This is a genomic window from Streptomyces sp. 12E (assembly GCF_055633275.1).
Genome location: NZ_JBVNCJ010000001.1, coordinates 2,773,904 through 2,796,859, shown reverse-complemented (window position 1 = coordinate 2,796,859; position 22,956 = coordinate 2,773,904). Strand labels below are relative to the sequence as shown.

26 protein-coding genes, 1 tRNA gene and 1 riboswitch are annotated in these 22,956 nt (G+C 70.5%); of the genes, 18 read left to right on the top strand and 9 right to left on the bottom strand.

Going from position 1 to position 22,956, the window contains the following annotated elements; all coding sequences use genetic code 11:
* The first annotated feature begins 84 nt into the window (after positions 1-84).
* From ACZ8ZB_RS13110 to ACZ8ZB_RS13095, 4 genes are all read left to right on the top strand, one after another.
* Positions 85-507, top strand: a complete 423-nt coding sequence (locus ACZ8ZB_RS13110) for a M67 family metallopeptidase (RefSeq protein WP_470737894.1) — start codon at positions 85-87, stop codon at positions 505-507.
* A gap of 98 nt (positions 508-605) precedes the next feature.
* Positions 606-701, top strand: coding sequence for a putative leader peptide (locus ACZ8ZB_RS13105; RefSeq protein WP_366814419.1), 96 nt, complete (start codon positions 606-608; stop codon positions 699-701).
* Between the two features lie 99 nt (positions 702-800).
* Positions 801-1,133, top strand: a complete 333-nt coding sequence (locus tag ACZ8ZB_RS13100; RefSeq protein WP_470737893.1) for a MoaD/ThiS family protein — start codon at positions 801-803, stop codon at positions 1,131-1,133.
* 6 nt (positions 1,134-1,139) lie between these two features.
* Positions 1,140-2,090, top strand: a complete 951-nt coding sequence (locus tag ACZ8ZB_RS13095) for a PLP-dependent cysteine synthase family protein (protein ID WP_470737892.1) — start codon at positions 1,140-1,142, stop codon at positions 2,088-2,090.
* 45 nt (positions 2,091-2,135) lie between these two features.
* Here ACZ8ZB_RS13095 and ACZ8ZB_RS13090 read toward each other — a convergent pair whose 3' ends face one another.
* On the bottom strand, positions 2,136-2,273 hold the full coding sequence (locus ACZ8ZB_RS13090; protein ID WP_470737891.1) for a hypothetical protein: 138 nt from the start codon (positions 2,271-2,273) through the stop codon (positions 2,136-2,138).
* Between the two features lie 202 nt (positions 2,274-2,475).
* Here ACZ8ZB_RS13090 and ACZ8ZB_RS13085 point away from each other — a divergent pair, with 202 nt between their 5' ends.
* Positions 2,476-3,228, top strand: a complete 753-nt coding sequence (locus tag ACZ8ZB_RS13085) for an MBL fold metallo-hydrolase (RefSeq protein WP_470737890.1) — start codon at positions 2,476-2,478, stop codon at positions 3,226-3,228.
* Positions 3,229-3,348: 120 nt separating this feature from the next.
* Here the strand turns inward: ACZ8ZB_RS13085 and ACZ8ZB_RS13080 are convergent, their stop codons facing one another.
* A complete protein-coding gene (locus tag ACZ8ZB_RS13080) occupies positions 3,349-4,611 on the bottom strand; it encodes a PTS transporter subunit EIIC (RefSeq protein ID WP_470737889.1) in 1,263 nt (420 codons plus the stop codon).
* A 266-nt stretch (positions 4,612-4,877) separates the two neighbouring features.
* Complete coding sequence (locus ACZ8ZB_RS13075; RefSeq protein WP_470737888.1) at positions 4,878-6,185, bottom strand: PTS transporter subunit EIIC; 1,308 nt, start codon at positions 6,183-6,185, stop codon at positions 4,878-4,880.
* 184 nt (positions 6,186-6,369) lie between these two features.
* Between ACZ8ZB_RS13075 and ACZ8ZB_RS13070 the strand changes: the two genes are divergently transcribed.
* The 4 genes from ACZ8ZB_RS13070 to rdgB all read left to right on the top strand — a co-directional run bounded on the left by ACZ8ZB_RS13070 (position 6,370) and on the right by rdgB (position 8,621).
* The gene (locus tag ACZ8ZB_RS13070) at positions 6,370-6,603 is read left to right on the top strand and encodes a PTS sugar transporter subunit IIB (protein WP_010039992.1); all 234 of its coding nucleotides are present in this window, start codon (positions 6,370-6,372) and stop codon (positions 6,601-6,603) included.
* A 96-nt stretch (positions 6,604-6,699) separates the two neighbouring features.
* The gene (gene rph, locus ACZ8ZB_RS13065; protein WP_470737887.1) at positions 6,700-7,437 is read left to right on the top strand and encodes a ribonuclease PH; all 738 of its coding nucleotides are present in this window, start codon (positions 6,700-6,702) and stop codon (positions 7,435-7,437) included.
* Between the two features lie 145 nt (positions 7,438-7,582).
* Complete coding sequence (locus ACZ8ZB_RS13060) at positions 7,583-7,981, top strand: hypothetical protein (RefSeq protein ID WP_470737886.1); 399 nt, start codon at positions 7,583-7,585, stop codon at positions 7,979-7,981.
* Positions 7,982-8,018: 37 nt separating this feature from the next.
* On the top strand, positions 8,019-8,621 hold the full coding sequence (gene rdgB / locus ACZ8ZB_RS13055; RefSeq protein ID WP_470737885.1) for an RdgB/HAM1 family non-canonical purine NTP pyrophosphatase: 603 nt from the start codon (positions 8,019-8,021) through the stop codon (positions 8,619-8,621).
* A gap of 44 nt (positions 8,622-8,665) precedes the next feature.
* Here rdgB and ACZ8ZB_RS13050 read toward each other — a convergent pair.
* From ACZ8ZB_RS13050 to bcp, 4 genes are all read right to left on the bottom strand, one after another.
* Positions 8,666-8,750: transfer RNA gene (locus tag ACZ8ZB_RS13050), tRNA-Leu, on the bottom strand.
* 12 nt (positions 8,751-8,762) lie between these two features.
* On the bottom strand, positions 8,763-9,428 hold the full coding sequence (locus ACZ8ZB_RS13045) for an HNH endonuclease (protein ID WP_470737884.1): 666 nt from the start codon (positions 9,426-9,428) through the stop codon (positions 8,763-8,765).
* The gene (locus ACZ8ZB_RS13040) at positions 9,425-10,051 is read right to left on the bottom strand and encodes an HNH endonuclease (RefSeq protein WP_470737883.1); all 627 of its coding nucleotides are present in this window, start codon (positions 10,049-10,051) and stop codon (positions 9,425-9,427) included. The genes ACZ8ZB_RS13045 and ACZ8ZB_RS13040 overlap by 4 nt, the downstream gene beginning before the upstream one ends.
* 137 nt (positions 10,052-10,188) lie before the next feature.
* Positions 10,189-10,656: a thioredoxin-dependent thiol peroxidase gene (gene bcp / locus ACZ8ZB_RS13035; RefSeq protein WP_470737882.1), complete on the bottom strand. Its 468-nt coding sequence runs from the start codon at positions 10,654-10,656 to the stop codon at positions 10,189-10,191.
* Positions 10,657-10,804: 148 nt separating this feature from the next.
* Here bcp and ACZ8ZB_RS13030 point away from each other — a divergent pair, with 148 nt between their 5' ends.
* The 3 genes from ACZ8ZB_RS13030 to ACZ8ZB_RS13020 all read left to right on the top strand — a co-directional run bounded on the left by ACZ8ZB_RS13030 (position 10,805) and on the right by ACZ8ZB_RS13020 (position 12,024).
* Positions 10,805-11,134 (top strand): DUF3618 domain-containing protein, encoded by a 330-nt coding sequence (locus tag ACZ8ZB_RS13030; RefSeq protein ID WP_470737881.1) that lies wholly within the window; start codon positions 10,805-10,807, stop codon positions 11,132-11,134.
* A gap of 105 nt (positions 11,135-11,239) precedes the next feature.
* Positions 11,240-11,542 (top strand): GroES family chaperonin, encoded by a 303-nt coding sequence (locus tag ACZ8ZB_RS13025; protein ID WP_380955277.1) that lies wholly within the window; start codon positions 11,240-11,242, stop codon positions 11,540-11,542.
* A 66-nt stretch (positions 11,543-11,608) separates the two neighbouring features.
* Positions 11,609-11,670, top strand: a riboswitch (guanidine-III (ykkC-III) riboswitch).
* Between the two features lie 33 nt (positions 11,671-11,703).
* A complete protein-coding gene (locus ACZ8ZB_RS13020; RefSeq protein WP_030825380.1) occupies positions 11,704-12,024 on the top strand; it encodes a DMT family transporter in 321 nt (106 codons plus the stop codon).
* A gap of 51 nt (positions 12,025-12,075) precedes the next feature.
* Here ACZ8ZB_RS13020 and ACZ8ZB_RS13015 read toward each other — a convergent pair whose 3' ends face one another.
* On the bottom strand, positions 12,076-14,418 hold the full coding sequence (locus tag ACZ8ZB_RS13015) for a transglycosylase domain-containing protein (protein ID WP_470737880.1): 2,343 nt from the start codon (positions 14,416-14,418) through the stop codon (positions 12,076-12,078).
* Between the two features lie 223 nt (positions 14,419-14,641).
* Here ACZ8ZB_RS13015 and ACZ8ZB_RS13010 point away from each other — a divergent pair, with 223 nt between their 5' ends.
* From ACZ8ZB_RS13010 to ACZ8ZB_RS12995, 4 genes are read left to right on the top strand one after another with little or no spacing between them, the layout of a single operon-like run.
* Positions 14,642-15,442, top strand: coding sequence for an ABC transporter permease (locus ACZ8ZB_RS13010; RefSeq protein ID WP_470737879.1), 801 nt, complete (start codon positions 14,642-14,644; stop codon positions 15,440-15,442).
* A 49-nt stretch (positions 15,443-15,491) separates the two neighbouring features.
* On the top strand, positions 15,492-16,256 hold the full coding sequence (locus ACZ8ZB_RS13005) for an ABC transporter permease (protein ID WP_470741473.1): 765 nt from the start codon (positions 15,492-15,494) through the stop codon (positions 16,254-16,256).
* Between the two features lie 3 nt (positions 16,257-16,259).
* Complete coding sequence (locus ACZ8ZB_RS13000; protein WP_470737878.1) at positions 16,260-17,237, top strand: ABC transporter ATP-binding protein; 978 nt, start codon at positions 16,260-16,262, stop codon at positions 17,235-17,237.
* A gap of 54 nt (positions 17,238-17,291) precedes the next feature.
* Positions 17,292-18,011 carry a DUF1707 SHOCT-like domain-containing protein gene (locus ACZ8ZB_RS12995; RefSeq protein WP_470737877.1) on the top strand — a complete coding sequence of 240 codons (720 nt, stop codon included), beginning with the start codon at positions 17,292-17,294 and terminating at the stop codon, positions 18,009-18,011.
* A gap of 124 nt (positions 18,012-18,135) precedes the next feature.
* Here ACZ8ZB_RS12995 and ACZ8ZB_RS12990 read toward each other — a convergent pair whose 3' ends face one another.
* Entirely contained in the window at positions 18,136-19,503 is a 1,368-nt protein-coding gene (locus tag ACZ8ZB_RS12990; protein ID WP_470737876.1) for an SGNH/GDSL hydrolase family protein, read from the bottom strand.
* Positions 19,504-19,712: 209 nt separating this feature from the next.
* Here ACZ8ZB_RS12990 and ACZ8ZB_RS12985 point away from each other — a divergent pair, with 209 nt between their 5' ends.
* A complete protein-coding gene (locus tag ACZ8ZB_RS12985) occupies positions 19,713-21,077 on the top strand; it encodes a DUF445 domain-containing protein (RefSeq protein ID WP_470737875.1) in 1,365 nt (454 codons plus the stop codon).
* A 307-nt stretch (positions 21,078-21,384) separates the two neighbouring features.
* Positions 21,385-22,863 (top strand): MFS transporter, encoded by a 1,479-nt coding sequence (locus ACZ8ZB_RS12980; protein WP_470737874.1) that lies wholly within the window; start codon positions 21,385-21,387, stop codon positions 22,861-22,863.
* Positions 22,864-22,956: the final 93 nt, after the last annotated feature.

The window sequence follows — 22,956 nt, the reverse complement described above, 5'->3', positions numbered from 1 at the left end:
GCCCTCCGCTCAAGGCGTCCGGCATACGGGCCGTTCCGTACCACCCCTCGGTACGGAACGGCCCGTCTGCTTATCCTGAGCCCCATGCTGACCATCACCCAGGACCTGTACGACCGGATCGTCGCCCACGCCCGCGAGGACCACCCCGACGAGGCGTGCGGCGTGGTGGCGGGCCCGGTGGGCGCCGGCCGCCCCGAGCGCTTCATCCCCATGCTGAACGCGGCCCGCTCGCCCACCTTCTACGAGTTCGACTCCCAGGACCTGCTGAAGCTCTACCGGGAGATGGACGACCGGGACGAGGAGCCGGTGGTCATCTACCACTCCCACACCGCCACCGAGGCCTACCCCTCCCGCACCGACATCTCCTACGCCAACGAGCCCGGCGCCCACTACGTCCTGGTCTCCACCGCCGACACCGACGGCGCCGGCGAGTTCCAGTTCCGCTCCTTCCGCATCCTGGAGGGCGAGGTCACCGAGGAGGAGGTCGAGGTCGTCGAGGCCTACTGACCCGGCGCACCGGCCCCGGTCCCGCATCCCGGAAGGAAGGTGTCCGAAGCGTGAGATCACATTCCGGAGACCGGTCCGGGAATCGATACGATGCCCCCATGGTTCTCCCTGACGTGAGCGAAACAGCGCCGGGCGCCCTGCTCGTGGCGCGGCTGCACGTCGACCTGTGCAGGCTGAACAGCGCCATCTGTTGATCCTCCGCCGCCGTGGGCCGTGAGCCGCGGCGGACTGCCGCGCGCCCCCGCGCGCCCTGACGAACCCACGACAGACACTTCCGACAGGAGCCCTCAGCCATGGCCATCGAGGTCCGCATCCCGACCATCCTCCGCCAGTACACCGACGGTCAGAAGGCGGTGGAGGGCACCGGGGACACCCTCGCCGAGCTCTTCAACGACCTCGAGACCCGGCACCCGGGCATCCACGCCCGCATCGTGGACGGCGAGCAGCTGCGCCGCTTCGTCAACGTCTACCTCAACGACGAGGACGTCCGCTTCCTGGACGGCATCAACACCAAGCTGTCCGACGGCGACAACGTCACGATCCTGCCGGCCGTCGCCGGGGGATCCGCCGCGGCGGAGCCGCGTCCGACCGGGGTGGCGGTCGGGCGGCGGGCGGGAACGGTCTGACCGGCGATGCGCTACGACTCCCCGCTGGCCGCGGTGGGCAACACCCCCCTGGTGCGCCTGCCGCGGCTGTCGCCGTCCGCCGACGTCCGGATCTGGGCGAAGCTCGAGGACCGCAACCCCACCGGCTCGATCAAGGACCGCCCCGCCCTGTTCATGATCGAACAGGCGGAGAAGGACGGCCGCCTCACCCCGGGCTGCACCATCCTCGAACCGACCAGCGGCAACACCGGCATCTCGCTGGCCATGGCCGCCAAGCTCAAGGGCTACCGCATGGTGTGCGTGATGCCCGAGAACACCTCGCAGGAACGCCGTGACCTGCTCGGCATGTGGGGCGCGGAGATCATCTCCTCCCCGGCCGCCGGCGGCTCCAACACCGCCGTGCGCGTCGCCAAGGAACTCTCCGCCGAGCACCCCGACTGGGTGATGCTCTACCAGTACGGCAACCCGGACAACGCCGGCGCCCACTACGCCGGCACCGGCCCCGAGATCCTCGCCGACCTGCCGTCCATCACCCACTTCGTGGCCGGCCTCGGCACCACCGGCACCCTCATGGGCGTCGGACGCTACCTGCGCGAGAACAAGCCCGACGTGAAGATCGTCGCCGCCGAACCGCGCTACGACGACCTCGTCTACGGACTGCGCAACCTCGACGAGGGCTTCGTCCCCGAGCTGTACGACGCCTCCGTGCTCACCACCCGCTTCTCCGTCGGCTCCGCCGACGCCGTCACCCGCACCCGCGAACTCCTCCAGCAGGAGGGCATCTTCGCCGGCGTCTCCACCGGCGCCGCCCTGCACGCGGCGATCGGCGTGGCGAACAAGGCGCTCAAGGCCGGCGAGAGCGCCGACGTCGTCTTCGTCGTCGCCGACGGCGGCTGGAAGTACCTGTCGACCGGCGTCTACACCGCCGCGACGACGGAAGAGGCCATCGACACCCTCCAGGGCCAGCTCTGGGCGTGACACCCCGCGCACGACGAGGGGCCGGAGAGCAGCGTCTCCGGCCCCTCACGCGTTCCCGGAGCCGTCCCGCCCGCCGCCCCGCCGCCTTGGGGACCGGCGCCCCCGCCCCCACCCGTCGACGAGCGCGGTGACGAGCGCGAGCACCCCCACCGCGGCGAGCGCGAGCCACCAGGCCGTGTCCATGCCCCGACCGTACCGGCGCGCGCCACCGCCGCGCGCCCCTCCCGACCACGGCACGCGCCCCTTCCAGCCGAACCGGTGACACCGCAGGTGAGTTCGCCCACAACGGCCCCTGGCGGAGGAGCGACCACAGGTTTCGCGCCTTACGCTCGACAAACCGCACGACCCCCGTCTCTCCACACCCGCCAGCGGAGGTTTCTGCTTCATGAAGCTCACCGTCGTCGGCTGCTCGGGGTCGTTCCCGTCCGCGGAATCGGCCTGCTCGAGCTACCTCGTCGAGGCCGACGGCTTCCGGCTGCTCCTCGACATGGGCAACGGCGCCCTGGGCGAGCTGCAGCGCCACTGCGGTCTCTACGACCTCGACGCGATCTTCCTCAGCCACCTGCACGCCGACCACTGCATCGACATGTGCGCCTACTTCGTGGCGCGCTACTACCGGCACGACGGCGGCCGCTGCGCCCCGCTGCCGGTCCACGGACCCGAGGGCACCGAGCACCGGCTCACCACCGCCTACGCCGACACCCCCTCGGCCTCCTCCATGAGCGAGGTCTTCGACTTCCACACGGTCAAGCCGTCCTCCTTCGAGATCGGCCCGTTCCTCGTCCACACCGAGCGCGTCGCGCACCCGGTCGAGGCGTACGGCATCCGCATCGAGCACGGCGGCAGGACACTGACCTACTCCGGCGACACGGGCGTGAGCCCCGCGCTCGACGACCTCGCCCGCGACGCCGACCTCTTCCTGTGCGAGGCCGCCTTCACGCACGGCAAGGAGAACATCCCCGACCTGCACCTCAACGGCCGCGAGGCGGGTGAGACGGCGGCCCGGGCCGGCGCCCGCCGCCTGATCCTCACCCACATCCCCCCGTGGACCGACCCGCAGATCAACCTCGCCGACGCCCGCGCGGTGTACGACGGCCCGGTGGGCCTGGCGGCGCCCGGGGCGACGTACGAGATCTGAGGCCGGGGCCGCCGGACCGGTCCGGTCGCTCCGGCACGTCCGCACGGCGCGTGCGCGACGAGGCGCGGACAGCGCGAAGGCCCGGCCGATCCCGGCCGGGCCTTCGCGTGGGTCAGCGGGTCACTTCGCCTCCGCCTTCCGCAGTTCCGCCAGTTCCTCGTCCGACTCCCGGCCGGGCGTCGGCAGGTTGAACTTGGTGATGGCGAAGCGGAAGACCACGTAGTAGACCGCCGCGAAGCACAGGCCCACCAGGGCCAGGCCCCACGGGTTGCTGGCGATGCCGAGGTTGAGGAAGTAGTCGACCGCGCCGGCGGAGAAGCCGAAGCCGTCCTTCATGCCCAGGGCCCACGTCAGCGCCATGGACACACCGGTCAGCACCGCGTGGATGGCGTAGAGCACCGGCGCGATGAACATGAAGGTGAACTCGATCGGCTCGGTGACGCCGGTCACGAACGAGGTGAGCGCGAGGGAGAACATCATGCCGCCGACGACCTTGCGGCGCTCGGGCCGGGCGCAGTGCACGATGGCCAGGCAGGCTGCCGGCAGGGCGAACATCATGATCGGGAAGAAGCCGGTCATGAACTGGCCGGCGGTCGGGTCACCGGCCAGGAAGCGCGCGATGTCACCGCTCTTGCCCTCGTACTCGCCCGCCTGGAACCACGGGAAGGAGTTCAGCAGGTGGTGCATGCCGATCGGGATGAGAGCACGGTTGGCCACACCGAAGATACCGGCGCCGACGGCCCCCGAGCCCACCAGCCACTCACCGAAGTTGTGCAGGAGGGTGCCGAGGACCGGCCAGATGTAGCCGAAGACGATGCCGATCACCAGACCGGCGAAGGCCGACAGGATCGGCACCAGGCGGCGGCCGCCGAAGAATCCGGCCCAGTCCGGAAGCTTCGTGCGGTAGAAGCGCTGGTAGAGCAGCGCCACCACGAGGCCCATCACCACGCCGCCGAGGACCTTGGCGTCCACCGGCGCGTCCACCATCACGACCTTGCCGTCGACGACCGTGCCCACCTGGGGAAGGTTCTCGTCGGTGAAGGTGGCCAGCACGTTCTTGAAGACCAGGTAACCGACGACCGCCGCGAGAGCGGTCGAACCGTCCGACTTCTTCGCGAAGCCGATCGCGATGCCCACGGCGAACAGCAGCGCCATGTTGTCGAGGATCGCGTTGCCGCCGGCCGCCATGAAGCCGGCGATCTTGGTGATGAAGGCGGGGAACGACTCGCGTCCCAGCATGTCCTCGTTGCCGAGGCGCACCAGCAGCGCCGCCGCGGGCAGCACCGCGACCGGCAGCATGAGGCTGCGGCCGATGCGCTGCAGGACGGCCATCGCGCCGGCGCCCTTCTTCTTGTCGGCTGTTGCCGTGCTCGCCGTGGTCATCGTCTTCCTCCAGTGGGCAAGGCGCCGCCAGGGGACACAATGAGGACGGCGGCGTCCCGAACGCGCGGCGCAGGTCCGCGCGCATGGTCTACACCACTGAGTGGTGTAGACCTGTTGTAGCACGATGAAGGTCGCATAAGGAACCCGTGATTCCCGCTCCCGCCGGGCCACGCACCGCACCCGCCCGGACCCCGCCGGCGGACACGCCGAAAAGCCCCCGGACCACACGGTCCGAGGGCTCGAACAGCCACCCCCACCCTAAGACGTCACGCCTTCGCCGCGTCCTCCACCTCCTCCTCCGGCTCCCGCCCCGGAGTCCTCAGACCGAACCGCGTGATCGCGAACCGGAAGACCACGTAGTACACCGCCGCGAAGCACAACCCGATCGGAACGATCAACCACGGCCTGGCGGCCAGGTTCCAGTTGATCACGTAGTCGATGAGCCCGGCCGAGAAGCTGAACCCGTCCTTCACCCCCAGCCCCCACGTCACCGCCATCGACACACCCGTCAGCACCGCGTGGATCACGTACAGCGCCGGCGCGACGAACAGGAAGGAGTACTCCAACGGCTCCGTGATGCCGGTCACGAACGAGGTCAGCCCCACCGACAGCATCAGCCCGCCCACCTCCTTGCGCCGGTGCGGCCTCGCACAGTGCGTGATCGCCAGCGCGGCGGCCGGCAACGCGAACATCATGATCGGGAAGAAACCCGTGGTGAACTGACCCGCGGTCGGATCACCCGCCAGGAACATGTTGACGTCACCGTGCACCACCGTGCCGTCAGGCTTGGTGTAACTGCCGAACTGGAACCACATCGGCACGTTCAGGAACTGGTGCAGCCCGATCACCAACAACGCCCGGTTGGCCACACCGAACACGCCCGCGCCCCATGCGCCCAGACCGCTCAGCCAGTCGCTGAAGCTCTCCAGCGCGCCGCCGACCGGCGGCCACACCCACAGGCACAGCGCCGCGAACACGATCGCCACGAACGCCATGACGATCGGCACCAGACGCCGCCCGTTGAAGAACCCCAGCCAGTCCACCAGCCTCGTACGGTGGAACCGCTGCCAGAAATACGCCGCCGCCAACCCGATGACGATCCCCCCGAACACCCCCGGATTCTGGTACGTGAACGCCGTCACCGTCCCGTCGGCCACCCGGCAGCCCACCATCGGCACCGCCCTCGACCCCTCCGGACAGTCCTCCGGGAACTGCCGCAGCACGTTGTAGTAGACGAGGAACCCCGCCACCGCCGCCAACGCCGTCGACCCGTCCGCCTTCTTCGCCATCCCGATGGCCACACCCACACAGAACAGCAGCGGCAGCCCCAGCGAACCGTCCAGCAGCGCGCCACCCGCACCCGTCATCACCTTGGAGACGCCCGTCCAGCCCAGACCCTCGGCCCCGAACACGTCCGGCTGCCCCAGCCGGTTCAGGATGCCCGCCGCCGGCAGCACCGCGATCGGCAACTGCAGACTCCGCCCCATCTTCTGCAAACCCTGGAACAAACGGTTCCAGCGCTCACGCACGGGAGGGACCGCACCCCCGGCCCCGGCGGCACTCTCGGTACTCATCCGGCCCCCTCGAGGAAAGCGGTGACGACGGGTTTGGCGGCAGTCCGCCCGGTGGTGTAGACCAGTCGGAGGGGTGGTTCCGCCGTCGTGACGCCATCATCCGGCCCCCACGACAGGACCGCTCGCAAAGATGGGCCAACTGTGGGTTACTGCGACAAAGCGGTTCGGATCAGGGAGAACGAACATGGCCACCAAGGCTGAGAAGATCGTTGCCGGGCTGGGCGGCATCGACAACATCGAAGAGGTCGAAGGCTGCATCACCCGCCTCCGCACCGAAGTCGTCGACCCCGCCAAGGTCGACGAAACCGCCCTCAAGGCCGCCGGCGCCCACGGCGTCGTCAAGATGGGCAGCGCCATCCAGGTCGTCATCGGCACCGACGCCGACCCCATCGCCGCCGAAATCGAAGACATGATGTGAGCCATCGCCACACACCAGGGGCCCCGACCCACCACGGGAGGGGCCCCTTCCACATGTGGCGCTTCCGCACACACCGCTGACGCTAGGCTCAGCGCCATGTCTCGAATCGACGGCCGCACCCCCGAACAACTCCGCCCGGTCACCATCGAACGCGGCTGGAGCAAGCACGCCGAAGGCTCCGTCCTCGTCTCCTTCGGCGACACCAAGGTCCTCTGCACCGCCTCCGTCACCGAAGGCGTCCCCCGCTGGCGCAAAGGCAGCGGCGAGGGCTGGGTCACCGCCGAATACGCGATGCTGCCCCGCGCCACCAACACCCGCGGCGACCGCGAATCCGTCCGCGGCCGCATCGGCGGCCGCACCCACGAGATCAGCCGCCTCATCGGCCGCTCCCTGCGCGCCGTCATCGACTACAAGGCCCTCGGCGAGAACACCATCGTCCTCGACTGCGACGTCCTCCAGGCCGACGGCGGCACCCGCACCGCCGCCATCACCGGCTCCTACGTCGCCCTCGCCGACGCCGTCGCCTGGGCCCAGGGCAGGAAACTCATCAAGCCCGGCCGCAAACCCCTCACCGGCACCGTCAGCGCCGTCTCCGTCGGCATCGTCGCCGGCGTCCCCCTCCTCGACCTCCGCTACGAGGAAGACGTCAAGGCCGACACCGACATGAACGTCGTCTGCACCGGCGACGGCCGCTTCGTCGAAGTCCAGGGCACCGCCGAAGCCGAACCCTTCGCCCGCGACGAACTCAACGCCCTCCTCGACCTCGCCGTCACCGGCTGCACCGAACTCGCCGCCGCCCAGCGCGCCGCACTCGACACCGTCCTCGAAAGGTAAAGGACACACCAAGACACGTGGCCGACGCGGGCAACCGCGCCGGCCACCACCGCGTCTGAAGGAGTACGGGCGCACGGCTCACCCCCGGGCGCCCGGCCAACGACCAGGGCCGCACACCGGCCCGACCAAGGGGAGGGACCGTTCCATGGCCGCGAGCCGCCGACGCCGCACCGCAACCGTCGCCACCACCCTGGCGGCCGTCGCGCTGACCGCCGGACTCACCACCGGCTGCGCCGCCGTCGACAAGGCACTGGACTGCGTCCAGACCGCCGACGCCATCGCCGACAGCGTCACCGACATGCAGCAAGCCGTCGAGAACGCCGGCAACGACGTCACCCAGCTCGAGGAATCCCTCGCATCCATAGACAAGAACCTCGGCGAGATCGGCGACAAGACCGACAACGCCGACGTCAGCAAGGCCGTCGACGACCTCGAGAAGGCCGTCCAGAACGTCCGCACCTCCATCCGGAACGGCGACGAGACCCCCGACATCAGCCCCGTCACCGACGCCGCCGGCGAACTCACCAAGGTCTGCACGCCGTAACGGACGAGCGCTCCACGGGCCCGGGGATACTGGGCCCATGACCCGCCTGATCCTCGCCACCCGCAACGCCGGAAAGATCACCGAACTGCGCGCGATCCTCGCCGACGAGGGACTGCCCCACGACCTCGTCGGCGCCGACGCCTACCCCGACGTCCCCGACGTCAAGGAAACCGGCGTCACCTTCGCCGAGAACGCCCTCCTCAAGGCCCACGCCCTCGCCCGGGCCACCGGCCTCCCCGCCGTCGCCGACGACTCCGGCCTCTGCGTCGACGTCCTGAACGGCGCCCCCGGCATCTTCTCCGCCCGCTGGGCCGGCCGCCACGGCGACGACAAGGCCAACCTGGACCTCCTCCTCGCCCAGCTCTCCGACATCGCCGACGAACACCGGGGCGCCTACTTCGCCTGCGCGGCGGCCCTGGCCCTCCCCGACGGCACGGAACGCGTGGTCGAGGGCCACCTGATGGGCACCCTCCGCCACACCCCGGCGGGCACCGGCGGCTTCGGCTACGACCCGATCCTCCAGCCGGAGGGCGAGACCCGCACCTGCGCGGAGCTGACGCCGGAGGAGAAGAACGCGATCAGCCACCGCGGCAAGGCGTTCCGGGCCCTGGCGCCGGTGGTGCGGGAGCTGCTGGGCTGAGGCATGAAAACGCCCCCCGCCTTTGTTTCGAAGGTGGGGGGCGGTGCGGCCGGTGGGATTCGAACCCACACGGGCTTTCGCCCACGGGCTTCTAAGGCCCGCGCGTACTGCCTATTTCGCCACGGCCGCGTGGCCGCCATGCTACCGGTCTCGGCCTGCTTGCCTAGGCCGACCTCCTCGGCACCAGGTGCTGGTGATCGCGTGGCAGTTGGGACACAGTAACCGCAGATTTTCACGTCGGTCGTCACTCCAGTCCCCGTTGATGTGATCGACCTCCAACGTCATAGGCTTGCCGAGCCACTCCGGGGCGGTGCCGCACATGGCGCACCGTTCTGGTATGCCGGTCTCGCGGAGCGCGCGACGCAACTGCGGAGTCCTCGTCCGTTGCTTGCCGTTGTGTTGGACGAGGATGTCATCGGCGCCCTTGAGCGGGGTTGGACCAGGCTTTCCTCGCTGATGAGCCTGGCCCAGGAAGTGTGTGACCGAGAGGTGCTCCTCGGCGATCCACCGTCGCACCATGGCACGCTGGCCGCCGTTGGCCGGTCGACCCAAGTGGCGAAGCACCCCCGCCATCGAGATCGACTCGGCGACTGCCGTACGCAGTGCGTCAGCCGTGGGACGTGGCAGTCTGTCACGAAGACCGAAGTGCGAGATGTCAATCCCGAAGTGAGCGAAGCGCCTTACGAGGTAGCGATCGAGATACGGGTAAGGCCGGGTGCGGAAGAAGGCGATGACCTCCTTCATGTCAGCACACTTCTCGGCGGCTTCAACCAGGCGCTCGCGGGTGTACCGCATGCCGCTGGTCATGAGGCACGCCCCTTGCCCCGGCCCCGGTAATCATCGGTCGTAGAGTGGCAGTTGGGGCAGAGCAGTCGCAGATTCTCGATCCGGTTGTTCCGCCAGTTGCCATCGATATGGCCGACCTCAAGTGGCAACGGCTCTCCCAGCCAGACTGCCCCGATGCCACACAGAGCGCACTGCTCTTGCACTCCGTGCTTGCCCATGGCTCGCTTGAGGCGATCGCTTGGAATGCGTCGGGCAGTGGCGGGTGCTTGCTCGATGAGCAGCAGTCCCTGTGCCCTACGGCGTTGGCTCGGCACCTGAAAGTGCGACGTGTCGATGCCGTACGCCTCGATGCGGCGGCTGATGTGCGTGTGATGCCCACCGACCACTTCCAGTCCGAGATGCCGTAGCACCTCGCACATGTTCGTCGAGGCCGAGACCGCTTCTTGGAGCAACTCCCGAGTCCACTTCACCCCCTCACGCTGGAAATGCGATGTGTCGACCCCGAGTTTCTTCATCCGCCCGAGCACATACCGCCGTGTCGAACTCTTCGGATCCACCCCCAACCGCACCAACGCCTCCGTCAGCGTCCGTGCCCCCCGAGCCGCCTCTTCCAGCCGCTCCCTGCTGTACGCACTGGCCCCCATCGGACCCCCTCCGTCTCCCGGCCTCCCGTTCGTGGCCTCGTACGGAGTAACGAACCGGATATCGGACGGTCGCGTGCGGAATGCGGAACGGGCCGTACCGGGGTTCCGGTACGGCCCGTTCCACGGGCGCGGAGGGCTCAGACGCCCAGGTCCTTGATGATCTTGGCCACGTGGCCCGTCGCGCGGACGTTGTAGAGGGCGCGTTCGACCTTGCCCTCCTCGTCGACGACGATCGTGGAGCGGATGACGCCCAGGTAGGTCCTGCCGTAGTTCTTCTTCTCGCCGAAGGCGCCGTACGCGTCGAGGACCTTCTTATCGGGGTCGGCGAGGAGGGTGACCTTCAGGGACTCGGCCTCGCGGAACTTGGCGAGCTTCTCCGGCTTGTCGGGGGAGATGCCGATGACGTCGTAGCCGGCGCCGGCCAGCAGCTCCAGGTTGTCGGTGAAGTCGCAGGCCTGCTTGGTGCAGCCGGGGGTGAGGGCGGCCGGGTAGAAGTAGACGATGACCTTGCGGCCCTTGTGGTCGGCCAGGGACACCTCGTTGCCGTCGGCGTCGGGCAGGGTGAAGGCGGGGGCCTCGTCCCCGGGCTGGAGGCGTTCGCTCATCGTCTCTGGTCTCCTCGTGCGTGCGCGCTGCGTGGATCGGGTGCCGGGATCGAGGGTAACCGGGGGTCCTGACCGTGCGCGGCGGCGTGGAGCTGACAGACTGTCCGGCACAGGTACACGGGTATCAGCGGATTTCGGAGGCGGCACGGTGGCGGACACGGCGGACACCAGGACCCCGGCGCAGATCGAGGCGGACATCGAGCGCCGTCGTGCGGTGCTGGCCGAGACCCTGGACGAGATCGGTGTGCGGGTGCATCCGAAGACGATCGTGGGGGATGCCAAGGCCCGGGTCGTCTCGAACGTGGACCACACGCTGGGGCGGGCGTATGTCCGGGTGAACGGTGTGGTGGGCCAGGTCAAGGCGCAGTTCGTGGACGAGGAGGGCGCGCCTCGGTTGGAGCGGGTGGTTCCGGTGGCGGTGCTGGTGGTGGGGGTCGTGGGGCTGCTGGCTCTGGGGTCCCGTCGGCGCGGGCGCTGAGCGTGTACCCGCCTGTCTTGGTTCGCGGCGATTGCAGGTAGGTTTCAGGGCGTGAGCGCCAAAAGACACGAGCAGGGTTCCCAGGACGACAAGCTGCCCATCCGGATGTTGCACGATCGTGTGCTCGTGCGGCAGGAGACCGGTGAGGGCGAGCGGCGTTCGGGGGGTGGGATTCTGATTCCCGCGACGGCGGCGGTGGGTCGTCGGCTGGCCTGGGCCCAGGTGGTCGCGGTGGGGCAGAACGTGCGGACCGTGGAGCCGGGTGACCGGGTGTTGTTCGATCCGGAGGACCGGGCGGAGGTCGAGGTGCGGGGGACGGCGTACGTGTTGATGCGGGAGCGTGATCTGCACGCCGTGGCCGCGGACCGTTTCGAGGGTTCTGAGGATTCGACCGGTTTGTACCTGTAGTTCGTTGGTGGGGAGGGGCTGGTGGCTGTTGTCACCGGCCCTTTTCCTGCTTTCGGGCTAGGGTGGTGGGACCCGTGAGGGCCCCGACGAGACGCGCCGTACCGGGGTGAAGGCAAAGACGACGCGCCCCCGTTTCCGTCCGTGTCCCGGAGGTGCCTGTCATGGCCTGGGTTCTGCTTGTCGTCGCCGGTCTGCTGGAGGTCGGCTGGTCGGTGGGGATGAAGTACACCGATGGTTTCACCCGGTTGGTTCCGAGCCTGCTGACCGGTGCGGGCATCGTGACGAGCATGCTGTTGCTGTCGTACGCGGCGCGTACGCTGCCGATCGGTACGGCGTACGGCGTGTGGGTGGGGATCGGTGCGGCCGGGGCGGCGGTGCTGGGCATGCTGGTGCTGGGTGAGCCGGTGACGGCGGCGCGGATCTTCTTCATCTGTCTGTTGCTGGTGGCCGTGGTGGGGTTGAAGGCGACGTCCGGGCACTGAACGGCGGGTGTTCCCTCGGTCTCCTGGGTCCTCCGGGGCCCTTCAGTCCCTTCAGTCCCATCGGCCGCTCTGGGTGAGGGCGTCGGTGAGGCCGTCCGGGACGGGGGAGTCGTCCCCGTTGGTGTCGCCGTCGCCTTCGCCGGTGTCGTCGGTGGTCGTCGCGCTGTCGTCCTCGGTGTCGCCGCCGGTGGTTCCGCCGCCGGTCTGTCCCCGGGGTGGTTCGGGCTCGTCCTGGCCGGTGGGCTCGTCGCCCGTCCCCGTCCCCGTCCCCGTTCCCGTCTCGTCGGGTGCCCGGCTGCCGCCGCCGTCGTTGTCGTCGGGGGTGCCGGTGGAGGAGGGGCCGGTGCTGGAGTCGCCGGGGGGCGGCTGGGTCTTCCAGGCGCCGGGTTGGAGGCGGAGGGTGAAGGCCGTGACCGGTGTGTCCTGGAGGGCTTCGCGGGTGTACTGGCCCCAGATCTCGGCGGGGGCGCCGCCGCCGTTGACGCGGGGCAGGCCCATGGCGCCGTAGAGGGGTTTGTGGCCGGCGGTGACGGGGTCCTGGCCCATGACGGCGACGACGGTGGCGAGGTCGGGGGTGTAGCCGGCGAACCAGGCGGCGGTGTCCTCCTCGGCGGTGCCGGTCTTGCCGGCGGCGGGGCGGCCGGCGGTCTGGGCGGCGGTGGCGGTGCCGCTCTCGACGACGCCGCGCAGGACGGAGGTGGTGGTGTCGGCCGCCTGGCGGGTGACGGCCTGGCGGGTGTGGCGTTCGGGCAGGTCGACGTCGCGTCCGTTCTGGGTGATCTTCTCGACCAGGGTGGGGTCGGTGTGTTTGCCGTGGTTGGCGAGGGTGGCGTAGGCCTCGGTCATGTCGAGGACGCTGGCGGTGGCGACGCCGAGGGCGATGGAGGGTCCGGCGTTGTCGAGGCTGGGGGTGTCCGGGGCCAGGCCGAGGTCGACGGCGGTTTGGCGGACCTTGTCGGGGCCGACGTCGGCGGCCATCTGGGCGTAGACGGCGTTGACGGATTTGTCGGTGGCCTCGCGGACGGTGATGTCGCCGTAGTCGCGGTGGTCCTCGTTCTCGGGGGCGTAGCGGTCGCCGGGCCAGCCCTCGACGGGGCGTTCGCTGGTGCCGTCGTAGAGGGTGTTGGGGGTGATGGGGCGGCCGTCCTGGGTGCGGGAGCCGTGTTCGACGGCGGCGGTGAAGACGAACGGTTTGAAGCTGGAGCCGACCTGGAAGTCCCGGCGGGTGGCGTTGGGGGTGTACTGCTTGACGTAGTCGATGCCGTTGTACAGGGCGACGACCTTGCCGGTCTTGACGTCGATGGAGGCGCCGCCGGCGCGGACGTAGGTGTCGACCTCGCGGTTCTTCCGGTCGAGCCGGTCCATGAGTTTGTCGTTGACGGCGTCGACGAGGGCGTCCTGTTTGTCCTTGTGCAGGGTGGTGGTGATGCGGTAGCCGCCGGTGTCGAGGGCGGCCTCGTCGATGATGCCGTTCTGGGTCAGGTGGCCCTTGACGATGTTCACGATGTAGCCGCGCTGTCCGGACAGGCTGGTGGAGACGGTGGTCCGCCGGGGCACGGGGAAGGTCAGGCCGGCGCGTTCGGGGGCGCTGAGCCAGCCTTCGTCGACCATGCCGTCGAGGACGTAGTTCCAGCGGCGTTCGACGGCGTCGCGGTTCTCGGGGTGGAGGATGACGTCGTACTGGCTGGGGGCGTTGACGAGGGCGGCGAGGTAGGCGGCGCGGCCGGCGTCGAGTTCGGAGGCGTCGATGCCGTAGTAGGCGTGGGCGGCGGACTGGATGCCGTAGGCGCCGCGGCCGAAGAAGCTGGTGTTGAGGTAGCCCTCGAGGATCTGGTCCTTGGTCTGTTCGCGGTCGAGTTTGATGGCGATGAAGAACTCCTTCACCTTGCGGGTGATGGTCTGCTCCTGGCGGAGGTAGTAGTTCTTCACGTACTGCTGGGTGATGGTGGAGCCGGATTGTTTGCCCTTGCCGGTGAGGGTGTTCCAGGCGCCGCGGACCATGGCCTGGGGGTCGACGGCTGATTCGGTGTAGAAGTCGCGGTCCTCGGCGGCGAGGACGGCGTGCTGGGCGTGCTTCGAGATCTGGGAGAGGGTGACGTTCTCCCGGTTGACCTCGCCGTCGCGTGCGATGACGGAGCCGTCGGCGTAGAGGTAGACGTTGGCCTGCTGGGTGGCGAGGGCGTTGGCGGCGGGGATCTGGACGAGGTGGTAGCCGAGGAGGAAGGCGCCGACGACGAGTGCGGCGGTGAGGAGGAGGCCGGCGAGGAGCATCCGCCAGGTGGGGAGCAGCCGGCGCCGGCCGGTGCGTCCGGGTCCTCTCGGGGCGGCGGCCGCCGGGGGTCTTCTCGGTGCCCAGCCCTGGTGGGGCTGCTGTGGCTGCGGCTCGTCGCTCATGTCGTGCATGGATTCCTGTTTCGCCTGGTTCGTTCCACTGCGCCGTGGTGTGTGCCTCTTATTCAAGACTGTCCCATCCTGTGGCGCGTGCCCGCCGACGCCGCGCGTGGCGCGCGCACGCGGCGTGTCACGCGCATGGCCCCGACGAAAATGCGTGGCGGGGGGTGCGGCGGGCGCACTAGGCTCCTGCGCTTTCGGTGCCGGACGCGGGAGGGGGCGGGGCGTGGGCTCGGCGCGGTTGTATCTGGCCGTGGCGGTGGGGGGTTTCCGGCGGTACGCGTCGTACCGGGTGGCGACGGCGGCCGGGGTGTTCACCAATACGGTGTTCGGGCTGATCCTCGTGTACACGTATCTGGCGCTGTGGGAGGAGCGGCCGGGGCTCGGCGGGTACGACCAGGCGCAGGCGGTCACGTACGTGTGGCTGGGGCAGTGTCTGTACGCGACGCTGGCGATCCAGGGCGGCGGTGCGGAGAAGGACCTGATGGAACGCATCCGTACCGGTGAGATCGCGGTCGATCTGTACCGGCCGGTGGATCTGCAGCTGTGGTGGCTGGCGGGGGACGTGGGGCGGGCGGGGTTCCAGTTGCTGGGGCGGGGGGTGGTGCCGTTCGTGTTCGGTTCGCTGTTCTTCCCGATGGCGCTGCCGGCGGAGGCGGCCGCGTGGGCGGCGTTCGCGGCCGCGCTGCTGCTGGCGGCGGTGGTGAGTTTCGCGATCCGCTACCTGGCGGCGCTGTGCGTGTTCTGGCTGATGGACGGCAGGGGGATCAGCCAGGTGCTGATGATCACGGGGGTGTTCTTCTCGGGCATGGTGCTGCCGTTGAACGCCTTTCCGGACGGGCTCGGTGACGTCGTGCGGGTGCTGCCGTGGGCGGCGCAGCTGCAGGTGCCGGCGGATGTGCTGATGGGGGAGGCGGACGTGTGGGGGGCGTTCGCGTTCCAGGGGGCGTGGGCGGTGGCGCTGCTGGCGGCGGGGCGGCTGCTGCAGTCGGCGGCGGTGCGGCGGGTGGTGGTGCAGGGTGGGTGAGCGCGGCGTGTTCGTGGAGGGGGTGCGGGCCTACGGGCTGATCGCGGGGATGTGGGTGCGGTCGGGCATGACCTACCGCGCGTCCTTCGTGTTCACGGTGGTGGGGAACCTGCTGGTGACCGGGCTGGACTTCGTGGGGATCCTGCTGATGTTCTCGCAGGTCGACTCGTTGGGCGGCTGGTCGTTGCCGGAGATCGCCCTGTTGTACGGGCTGTCGGCGACGTCGTTCGGGATCGCCGACCTGGTGCTGGGGTCGATGGACGTGCTGGGCGGGCGGATGCGGGACGGCTCGTTCGACGTGCTGCTGGTGCGTCCGGTTCCGGTGCTGGCGCAGGTCGGCGCGGACCGCTTCGCGTTGCGCCGGCTGGGCCGGGTCGCGCAGGGCGTGGTGGTGCTGGGCTGGGCGCTGGCCGCGGTCGACGTCGACTGGAGTGCGGTGAAGGTGCTGCTGGTGCCGGTGGTGGTGGTCAGCGGCGCGGCGATCTTCTCGGCGGTGTTCGTGGCGGGCGCGGCGTTCCAGGTCTTCGCGCAGGACGCGGCCGAGGTGCAGAACGCGTTCACGTACGGCGGGAACACGCTGTTGCAGTATCCGCCGAGCGTGTTCGGGAAGGATCTGGTGCGCGGGGTGACGTTCATGCTGCCGCTCGCCTTCGTCAACTGGGTGCCGGCCGCGTACGTGCTGGAGCGGCCGTACCCGGTCGGGTTGCCGGGGTGGGCGGCGTTCGCGTCGCCGCTGGTGGCGGTGGGGTGCTGCGTGCTGGCGGGGCTGGCGTGGCGGACGGGTCTCAGGTCGTACCGGAGCACGGGGAGCTAGCGGGTGAGGGACGTTTTCATCGAACTCGACGGTGTGGAGAAGGTCTTCGACGTGCGGAGGAGGACCGGCTTCATGAAGCGGGAGCGGCACCGGGTGCGGGCGGTCGACTCGCTCTCCTTCACGGTGGCGCGGGGCGAGATGGTCGGCTACATCGGTCCGAACGGCGCCGGGAAGTCGACGACGATCAAGATGCTGACGGGGATCCTCACGCCGAGCGGCGGCCGGCTGCGGGTCGCCGGCATCGACCCGTCCCGCGAGCGGACGCGGCTGGCGCACCGCATCGGGGTGGTGTTCGGGCAGCGCACGACGCTGTGGTGGGACCTGCCGCTGATCGACTCGTACCGGCTGATGCACCGCATGTACCGCATCCCGGTGGCGCGGTACCGGGAGAACCTGGAGCGGCTGACCGAGCTTTTGGACCTGGGCGGGCTGCTGGACGTTCCGGTGCGCCAGCTCTCGCTGGGCCAGCGGATGCGCGGGGACGTCGCGGCGGCGCTGCTGCACGACCCGGAGGTGCTCTACCTCGACGAGCCGACGATCGGCCTGGACGTCGTCTCCAAGACCAGGGTGCGGGAGTTCCTGCGGCAGTTGAACGCCGAGCGGGCCACCACGGTGCTGCTGACCACGCACGACCTGCAGGACATCGAGCAGCTGTGCTCGCGGGTGATGGTGATCGACCACGGCCGGCTGGTGTACGACGGTCCGCTCGCCGGGCTGCACGAGGCGGGGGAGAGCGAGCGGACGCTGGTGGTGGACCTGGAGCGGGAGCTGCCGCCGATCGAGGCGCCCGCGCCCGCGCGGGTGGTGCGGGTGGAGGGGCCGCGGCAGTGGCTGGCGTTCCCCGCGTCGGCGTCGGCGGCCGAGCTGGTGGCGGAGGTCGCGGCCCGGTACCCGCTGGTGGACCTGTCGGTGCGGGAGCCGGACATCGAGGCGGTGATCGCGAAGATGTACGAGGAACGGGCCGGGCGGGCCCTGTCGTAGCCCGGCGGACCCTCTCGTAGCCGTGCGGCGGAGACAACTCGTAGGCTGCTGACTATGACCGACGACGCAGCCGTGCCGGACCTCCGAGCCTCCGACGCCGACCGTGAACGGGTCGCCGAGATCCTGCGGGAGGCCCTCGCGGAGGGCCGTCTCGACATGGAGGAGTTCGAGGAGCGGCTGGACGCGGCGTACAGGGCGCGCACCTACGGGGAGCTGACGCCGATCACCCGTGACCTGCCGGGCCCGGGGACGGCCGTGCCGGCCGTGTCCCTGGCCAAGGAGCCGGAGGGGTCCGGTGATTGGCGGGACAGGATCGTCGGCGGCGACGACGCGGGGACGTCGTCGTGGGCCGTGGCGGTGATGTCGGGCTTCCAGCGCCGGGGCCGCTGGACGGCGCCGCGCCGCTTCAACTGCTTCGCCTTCTGGGGCGGCGGCGAGGTCGACCTGCGGGAGGCGTACTTCGCGGACCGCGAGGTCGTCGTCAACGCGGTCGCGGTCATGGGCGGGGTGGACGTCATCGTCCCGCCCGGTGTCGAGGTCGTCGTGCGCGGCGTCGGCGTCATGGGCGGCTTCGACCACCGCGAGGAGGGCGTGCCGGGCGACCCGGGCGCCCCGCGCGTGGTCGTCACGGGCTTCGCCTTCTGGGGCGGCGTGGGCGTCCAGCGCAAACTCCCCCGGGCGGAGAAGCAGCGCCTGCGCGAGGAACGCCGCAGGGAGAAGCTGGAGCGCAGGGAGCAACGCCGCCGCGGACTGGAGGGCTCGGACGGCCGCTGAGCCGATCCGGCCCTTCGGGCTGCTTCAGCCCCTCCGGCGTTCGAGGAGCGGGGGTCCGGGGGCGGCGTCCCCGGGATGGGGCTCCGGCGCGGCTGTAGGGGGGCGAGAAAAGCTCCCCGGCCCCCTACAGCCGCGCCGGAGCCCCGCCCTTCAGATCGTCGAGATCGAACTCCTCCGCCATCCGGGTGTATCCCCGGTCACTCGGGTGCAGACGGTCCCCGGAGTCGTACTCCGCCCGGAACCGGCGCGGATCGTACGGATCCCGGAGCGCCTCGTCGAAGTCGACGACCGCGTCGAACACCCGCCCCGCCCGGATCTCCGAGTTGACCGCCTGCCGCACGCCCTCCCGCGCGTCCGTGTACCCACGGTGCCCGCCGAACGGCATGAGCGTCGCCCCCACGACCTTCAGCCCCCGCGCATGAGCCCGCTCGACCAGCTCGTCCAGCCCCGCCACGATCGCCTCCGGATCGGCGGTCCCCGGATGCCGCAGGATGTCGTTGATCCCGAGCGCGACGACGACGACCTCGACGTCGGCCCGCCCCAGCACGTCCCGCTCGAACCGGTTCAGCCCGCTGGCGTTCTCGGCGGGCCGCCCCGGTCCGTCGGTGAGGACCCGGTTCCCGCTGATCCCCTCGTTGACGACGCTGTACCGCGGCACGTCCCGCCCGGCCCCGGTCGCCGACCGCAGCCGGTCGGACAGCACGTCCGGCCACCGGTTGTTCGCCCCGGTCGTCGAGGTGACGCCGTCGGTCAGCGAGTCCCCGAGGACGACGACCGTGCCGTCCGACTCGTTGCTCAGCACGTCCAGCGCGGTCACGTACCGCCAGGCCCTGCTCCGCCCGGTGTAGGCCGCCCCCGTCGCGTCCCGGGTGTGCTCGCCGTCGGCGACGTACGAGATCTGGCGGGCGTGCGGGTGGTGGGTGACCGGTCCGGACGCGGTGGGGGAGTACGTCGTGATCAGCACGTCCCCGTCGTGCGGGACGGCGATGCGCACCGCGTCGCTCACCACCTGCTCGCCCGCCGGGACGACGACCGCCGGGTTCCCTGCGAAGGTCAGCGGCCGCACCGTCTCCGCGAGCGCCGCCGCCGTGTCCGGGTCGGCCGACACGGCGATGGAGGCGTGCGTGATGCTCAGCGGCGACCGGCCGTAGAGGTTGGACAGTGTGACGCGGGCACTCGTACCGCCGGCGCTGGTGTGGACGACGTTGCGCACCGAGCGGTCCATGAGCCCCGTCGTCCCGGTGCCGGGCTCGCCCGCGACCGGGGAGGCGGCCCAGGAGGTGACCCAGGCGCCGGTGGAGGCGGGCGCGGCCGGGTTGTTCCGTGCGCCGCGGTCGTCGGCGAGGGCGCCGCGTTCCCGCGTGCCGTCGTCGACCCCGACACCGACGTATATGGCGGCGGAGACCGCCAGGACCGCGGCGACGACCGCGGCGAGCAGGGCGCGCTGCTGGGCGGGAGGCGTCACCGCGCCCCCGTCACGACCCCGGGTCATGCTGTTCCGTTCTGCTCGGGAGACGGGAGCCCGAGGCTCCGATCCGATGAACCCATGATGATCCATGGGAGGGGAAGACCGATCCGGGGGATCCTTGGGTGATCCCCCGGGACGAACCCCTTCCGGACAGACGCCGGGAACTCCTGTCACGTTCCAGTAGTCGGTCAGGAAGGGACAATGTGTGAGGGATCACCGAACGGGTGGAGCGGATGGAACGGACCGAGACGGCAGAAACGGCAGGAACGGCGGAGACCGGTGAGGGCGGCGCCGAGGGGCAGCATGCCCGTGCCGGCGCCTTCACCAACCGCGCGATGAACACGTTCAGCCCCGCGGACGAGGAGAAGCGGCGCGGGGTGCGCCGGATGAAGCTCACCGCCACCGGACTGCTGCTGTTCGTCGCCGTCGTCTACGTCCTCGCCAAATGGGCCTCCCACCAGGGCGCCGGCCCCTGGGCGGGCTACGTCGCCGCCGCGGCCGAGGCCGGCATGGTCGGCGCGCTCGCCGACTGGTTCGCCGTCACCGCGCTCTTCCGCCACCCCCTGGGCCTGCCCATCCCGCACACCGCGATCATCCCCACCAAGAAGGACCAGCTCGGCGTCTCCCTCGGCGAGTTCGTCGGGGAGAACTTCCTCTCCGAGGCCGTCGTGCGGCAGCGGCTGCGCGCCGTCGGCATCGGCAGCCGGCTCGGCGCCTGGCTCGCCGTCCCCGAACACGCCGACCGGGTGACCGCCGAGCTGTCGACGGCCCTGCGCGGCGCGCTGACCGTGCTGCGCGACTCCGACGTCCAGGCGGTGGTCGGCGAGGCCATCACCCGCCGCGCCGACGCCCAGGAGGTCGCGCCGGGCATGGGCAAGCTGCTGGAGCGGATCGTCGCCGACGGCGGCCACAAGCGGGCCGTGGACGTCATCGTCACCCGCGCGCACGACTGGCTGGTGCTGCACGGCGACACCGTGATGGACGCCGTCCACGGCGGCGCGCCCGGCTGGACCCCCAAGTTCGTGGACCGCAAGGTCGGCGAGCGCGTCTACAAGGAGCTGCTGCGCTTCGTCACCGAGATGCGCGACATGCCCACCCACCCCGCGCGCGGCGCCCTCGACCGCTTCCTCGCCGACTTCGCCTCCGACCTCCAGTCCGACGGCGACACCCGCGCCCGCGTCGAGCGCCTCAAGAGCGAGATCATCGGCCGCAGCGAGGTGCAGGACCTGATCGCCTCCGTGTGGACGGCCGTACGATCCATGATCGTCTCGGCGGCGGAGGACGAGCACAGCGAACTGCGCCTGCGCGTGCGCGCCTCGCTGCTCTCCCTGGGCGCCCGCATGTCGCTCGACCCCAAGGTGCAGGGCAAGGTCGACGGCTGGCTGGAGAGCGCCGCGGTGTACGTGGTCACCACCTACCGCAAGGAGATCACCTCCCTGATCACGGACACGGTGGCGAGCTGGGACGCCGAGCACACCACGAAGAAGATCGAGGCCAACATCGGCCGGGACCTCCAGTTCATCCGCATCAACGGCACGGTGGTGGGCTCCCTGGCGGGCTTGCTGATCTACACGATCTCCCAGGCCCTGGGCGCGTAGCGCGACACGCCCCGGCACGTGCCGGCCGGCGGCGACCGCAACGCCCCGGGGGCGCGGGGAACTGCGCGAACGGCCACGACGCACCCGCGGGAACACGACGTGCCGCGGCCCCTCCGGCACGTGCCGGCCGGCGGCGACCGCAACGCCCCCGGGGGCGCGGGGAACCGCGCGAACGGCCACGACGCACCCGCAGCACCCCCGCGCACCGCACCCCGAGAAGCCCCGCCGCCCCGCCGCGAAAGGCGGGCGGGCGTGAAAACCCCCGCCCGGGGGCATACGGAGGTTCGCTTCGCCAGGGAGGGAGCCCATGACCACCGCGCAGTCCGAGACCGGACGCACCATCACCACCAGCATCCCCGCCCGCCTGGACCGCCTCCCCTGGTCCCGCTGGCACTGGTCCGTGGTCATCGGCCTCGGTACCGTGTGGATCCTCGACGGCCTGGAGGTCACGGTCGTCGGCAACATCGCCGGCCGCCTCTCCGAACCCGGCAGCGGACTGCCCATCACCTCCGGCGAGGTCACCGGCATCGCCGCCGCCCTCTACGTGGCCGGCGCCTGCGCGGGCGCCCTGTTCTGGGGCCGTCTGACCGACATCTGGGGCCGCAAGAAGCTCTTCATGATCACCCTCGCGGTGTACCTCGGCGCCACCGCCCTCACCGCGATCGCCTTCGACACCTGGTGGTTCTTCCTCTTCCGCTTCCTCACCGGCTTCGGCATCGGCGGCGAGTACGCGGCCATCAACTCCGCGGTCGACGAGCTGATCCCGGCGAAGTACCGGGGCCGCGTCGACCTGATGATCAACGGCAGCTTCTGGCTGGGCGCGGTCGGCGGCTCCCTGCTGTCGATCCTGGCCCTGAACACCGACATCTTCCCGGCGAACGTCGGCTGGCGCCTGACCTTCGCCCTCGGCGCCGTCCTGTCCCTGGTCATCCTCCTCGTACGCCGGCACGTCCCCGAGAGCCCGCGCTGGCTGCTGATCCACGGCCGCGACGAGGAGGCGGAACGCATCGTCGGCGACATCGAGCGCCGGGTCGAGGCCGAGCGCGGCGAGCCGCTGCCCCGCGCCGAGGGCGAGCTGACCATCCACCAGCGCAAGAACGTCACGTTCACCGAGATCGCCCGCACCGTCTTCGCCAGGTACCGCAAGCGCTCCGTCCTCGGCTTCTCCCTCTTCATCGGCCAGGCGTTCCTCTACAACGCCATCACCTTCGGCTTCGGCGCGATCCTGACCACGTTCTTCGACGTCCCGTCCGGCAACACCGGCTACTACTTCGCCGTGATCGCGGTCGGCAACTTCATGGGCCCGCTGCTGCTCGGCAAGCTGTTCGACACGGTGGGGCGCCGGGTGATGATCTCCGGCACGTACCTGCTCTCGGGCATCCTGCTGTTCGGCACCGCCTGGCTGTTCGACCGGGGTTCGCTCGACGCGGCGACCCTCACCGCCTGCTGGTGCGCGGTCCTGTTCTTCGCCTCGGCCGGCGCGAGCAGCGCGTACCTGACGGTCTCCGAGGTCTTCCCCATGGAGACCCGCGCGATGTCGATCGCCTTCTTCTACGCCCTCGGCACCGCCGCCGGCGGTATCAGCGGCCCCCTGCTGTTCGCGAAGCTCACGGAGACGGGCGTGGTCGGCGACACGGTCCTCGCCTTCCAGATCGGCGCCGGCCTGATGTGCGCGGCGGGTCTGGTCGCGGCCTTCCTCGCGGTCAACGCGGAACGCCGCTCCCTGGAGGACATCGCGAGCCCGCTGTCGGCGGCCGGGGCGAAGGAGGGGACGGCGGGGGAGTGACCGGGCCGCAGGGGCCGTGGCGGCGGCCCTTGTCGGACACCGGACGGCGATATCGGGCCACTGGTCTTTGAAAGTGCAACTAACCCCTTGTTC

What these genes read in the sequence shown, in the direction of transcription:
- ACZ8ZB_RS13110 (WP_470737894.1), top strand. Translation starts at nt 85, where the DNA reads ATGCTGACCATCACCCAGGACCTGTACGACCGGATCGTCGCCCACGCC.
- ACZ8ZB_RS13105 (WP_366814419.1), top strand. Translation starts at nt 606, where the DNA reads ATGGTTCTCCCTGACGTGAGCGAAACAGCGCCGGGCGCCCTGCTCGTG.
- ACZ8ZB_RS13100 (WP_470737893.1), top strand. Translation starts at nt 801, where the DNA reads ATGGCCATCGAGGTCCGCATCCCGACCATCCTCCGCCAGTACACCGAC.
- ACZ8ZB_RS13095 (WP_470737892.1), top strand. Translation starts at nt 1,140, where the DNA reads ATGCGCTACGACTCCCCGCTGGCCGCGGTGGGCAACACCCCCCTGGTG.
- ACZ8ZB_RS13090 (WP_470737891.1), bottom strand. Translation starts at nt 2,273, where the DNA reads ATGGACACGGCCTGGTGGCTCGCGCTCGCCGCGGTGGGGGTGCTCGCG.
- ACZ8ZB_RS13085 (WP_470737890.1), top strand. Translation starts at nt 2,476, where the DNA reads ATGAAGCTCACCGTCGTCGGCTGCTCGGGGTCGTTCCCGTCCGCGGAA.
- ACZ8ZB_RS13080 (WP_470737889.1), bottom strand. Translation starts at nt 4,611, where the DNA reads ATGACCACGGCGAGCACGGCAACAGCCGACAAGAAGAAGGGCGCCGGC.
- ACZ8ZB_RS13075 (WP_470737888.1), bottom strand. Translation starts at nt 6,185, where the DNA reads ATGAGTACCGAGAGTGCCGCCGGGGCCGGGGGTGCGGTCCCTCCCGTG.
- ACZ8ZB_RS13070 (WP_010039992.1), top strand. Translation starts at nt 6,370, where the DNA reads ATGGCCACCAAGGCTGAGAAGATCGTTGCCGGGCTGGGCGGCATCGAC.
- rph (WP_470737887.1), top strand. Translation starts at nt 6,700, where the DNA reads ATGTCTCGAATCGACGGCCGCACCCCCGAACAACTCCGCCCGGTCACC.
- ACZ8ZB_RS13060 (WP_470737886.1), top strand. Translation starts at nt 7,583, where the DNA reads ATGGCCGCGAGCCGCCGACGCCGCACCGCAACCGTCGCCACCACCCTG.
- rdgB (WP_470737885.1), top strand. Translation starts at nt 8,019, where the DNA reads ATGACCCGCCTGATCCTCGCCACCCGCAACGCCGGAAAGATCACCGAA.
- ACZ8ZB_RS13045 (WP_470737884.1), bottom strand. Translation starts at nt 9,428, where the DNA reads ATGACCAGCGGCATGCGGTACACCCGCGAGCGCCTGGTTGAAGCCGCC.
- ACZ8ZB_RS13040 (WP_470737883.1), bottom strand. Translation starts at nt 10,051, where the DNA reads ATGGGGGCCAGTGCGTACAGCAGGGAGCGGCTGGAAGAGGCGGCTCGG.
- bcp (WP_470737882.1), bottom strand. Translation starts at nt 10,656, where the DNA reads ATGAGCGAACGCCTCCAGCCCGGGGACGAGGCCCCCGCCTTCACCCTG.
- ACZ8ZB_RS13025 (WP_380955277.1), top strand. Translation starts at nt 11,240, where the DNA reads ATGTTGCACGATCGTGTGCTCGTGCGGCAGGAGACCGGTGAGGGCGAG.
- ACZ8ZB_RS13020 (WP_030825380.1), top strand. Translation starts at nt 11,704, where the DNA reads ATGGCCTGGGTTCTGCTTGTCGTCGCCGGTCTGCTGGAGGTCGGCTGG.
- ACZ8ZB_RS13015 (WP_470737880.1), bottom strand. Translation starts at nt 14,418, where the DNA reads ATGAGCGACGAGCCGCAGCCACAGCAGCCCCACCAGGGCTGGGCACCG.
- ACZ8ZB_RS13005 (WP_470741473.1), top strand. Translation starts at nt 15,492, where the DNA reads ATGTGGGTGCGGTCGGGCATGACCTACCGCGCGTCCTTCGTGTTCACG.
- ACZ8ZB_RS12995 (WP_470737877.1), top strand. Translation starts at nt 17,292, where the DNA reads ATGACCGACGACGCAGCCGTGCCGGACCTCCGAGCCTCCGACGCCGAC.
- ACZ8ZB_RS12990 (WP_470737876.1), bottom strand. Translation starts at nt 19,503, where the DNA reads ATGACCCGGGGTCGTGACGGGGGCGCGGTGACGCCTCCCGCCCAGCAG.
- ACZ8ZB_RS12985 (WP_470737875.1), top strand. Translation starts at nt 19,713, where the DNA reads ATGGAACGGACCGAGACGGCAGAAACGGCAGGAACGGCGGAGACCGGT.
- ACZ8ZB_RS12980 (WP_470737874.1), top strand. Translation starts at nt 21,385, where the DNA reads ATGACCACCGCGCAGTCCGAGACCGGACGCACCATCACCACCAGCATC.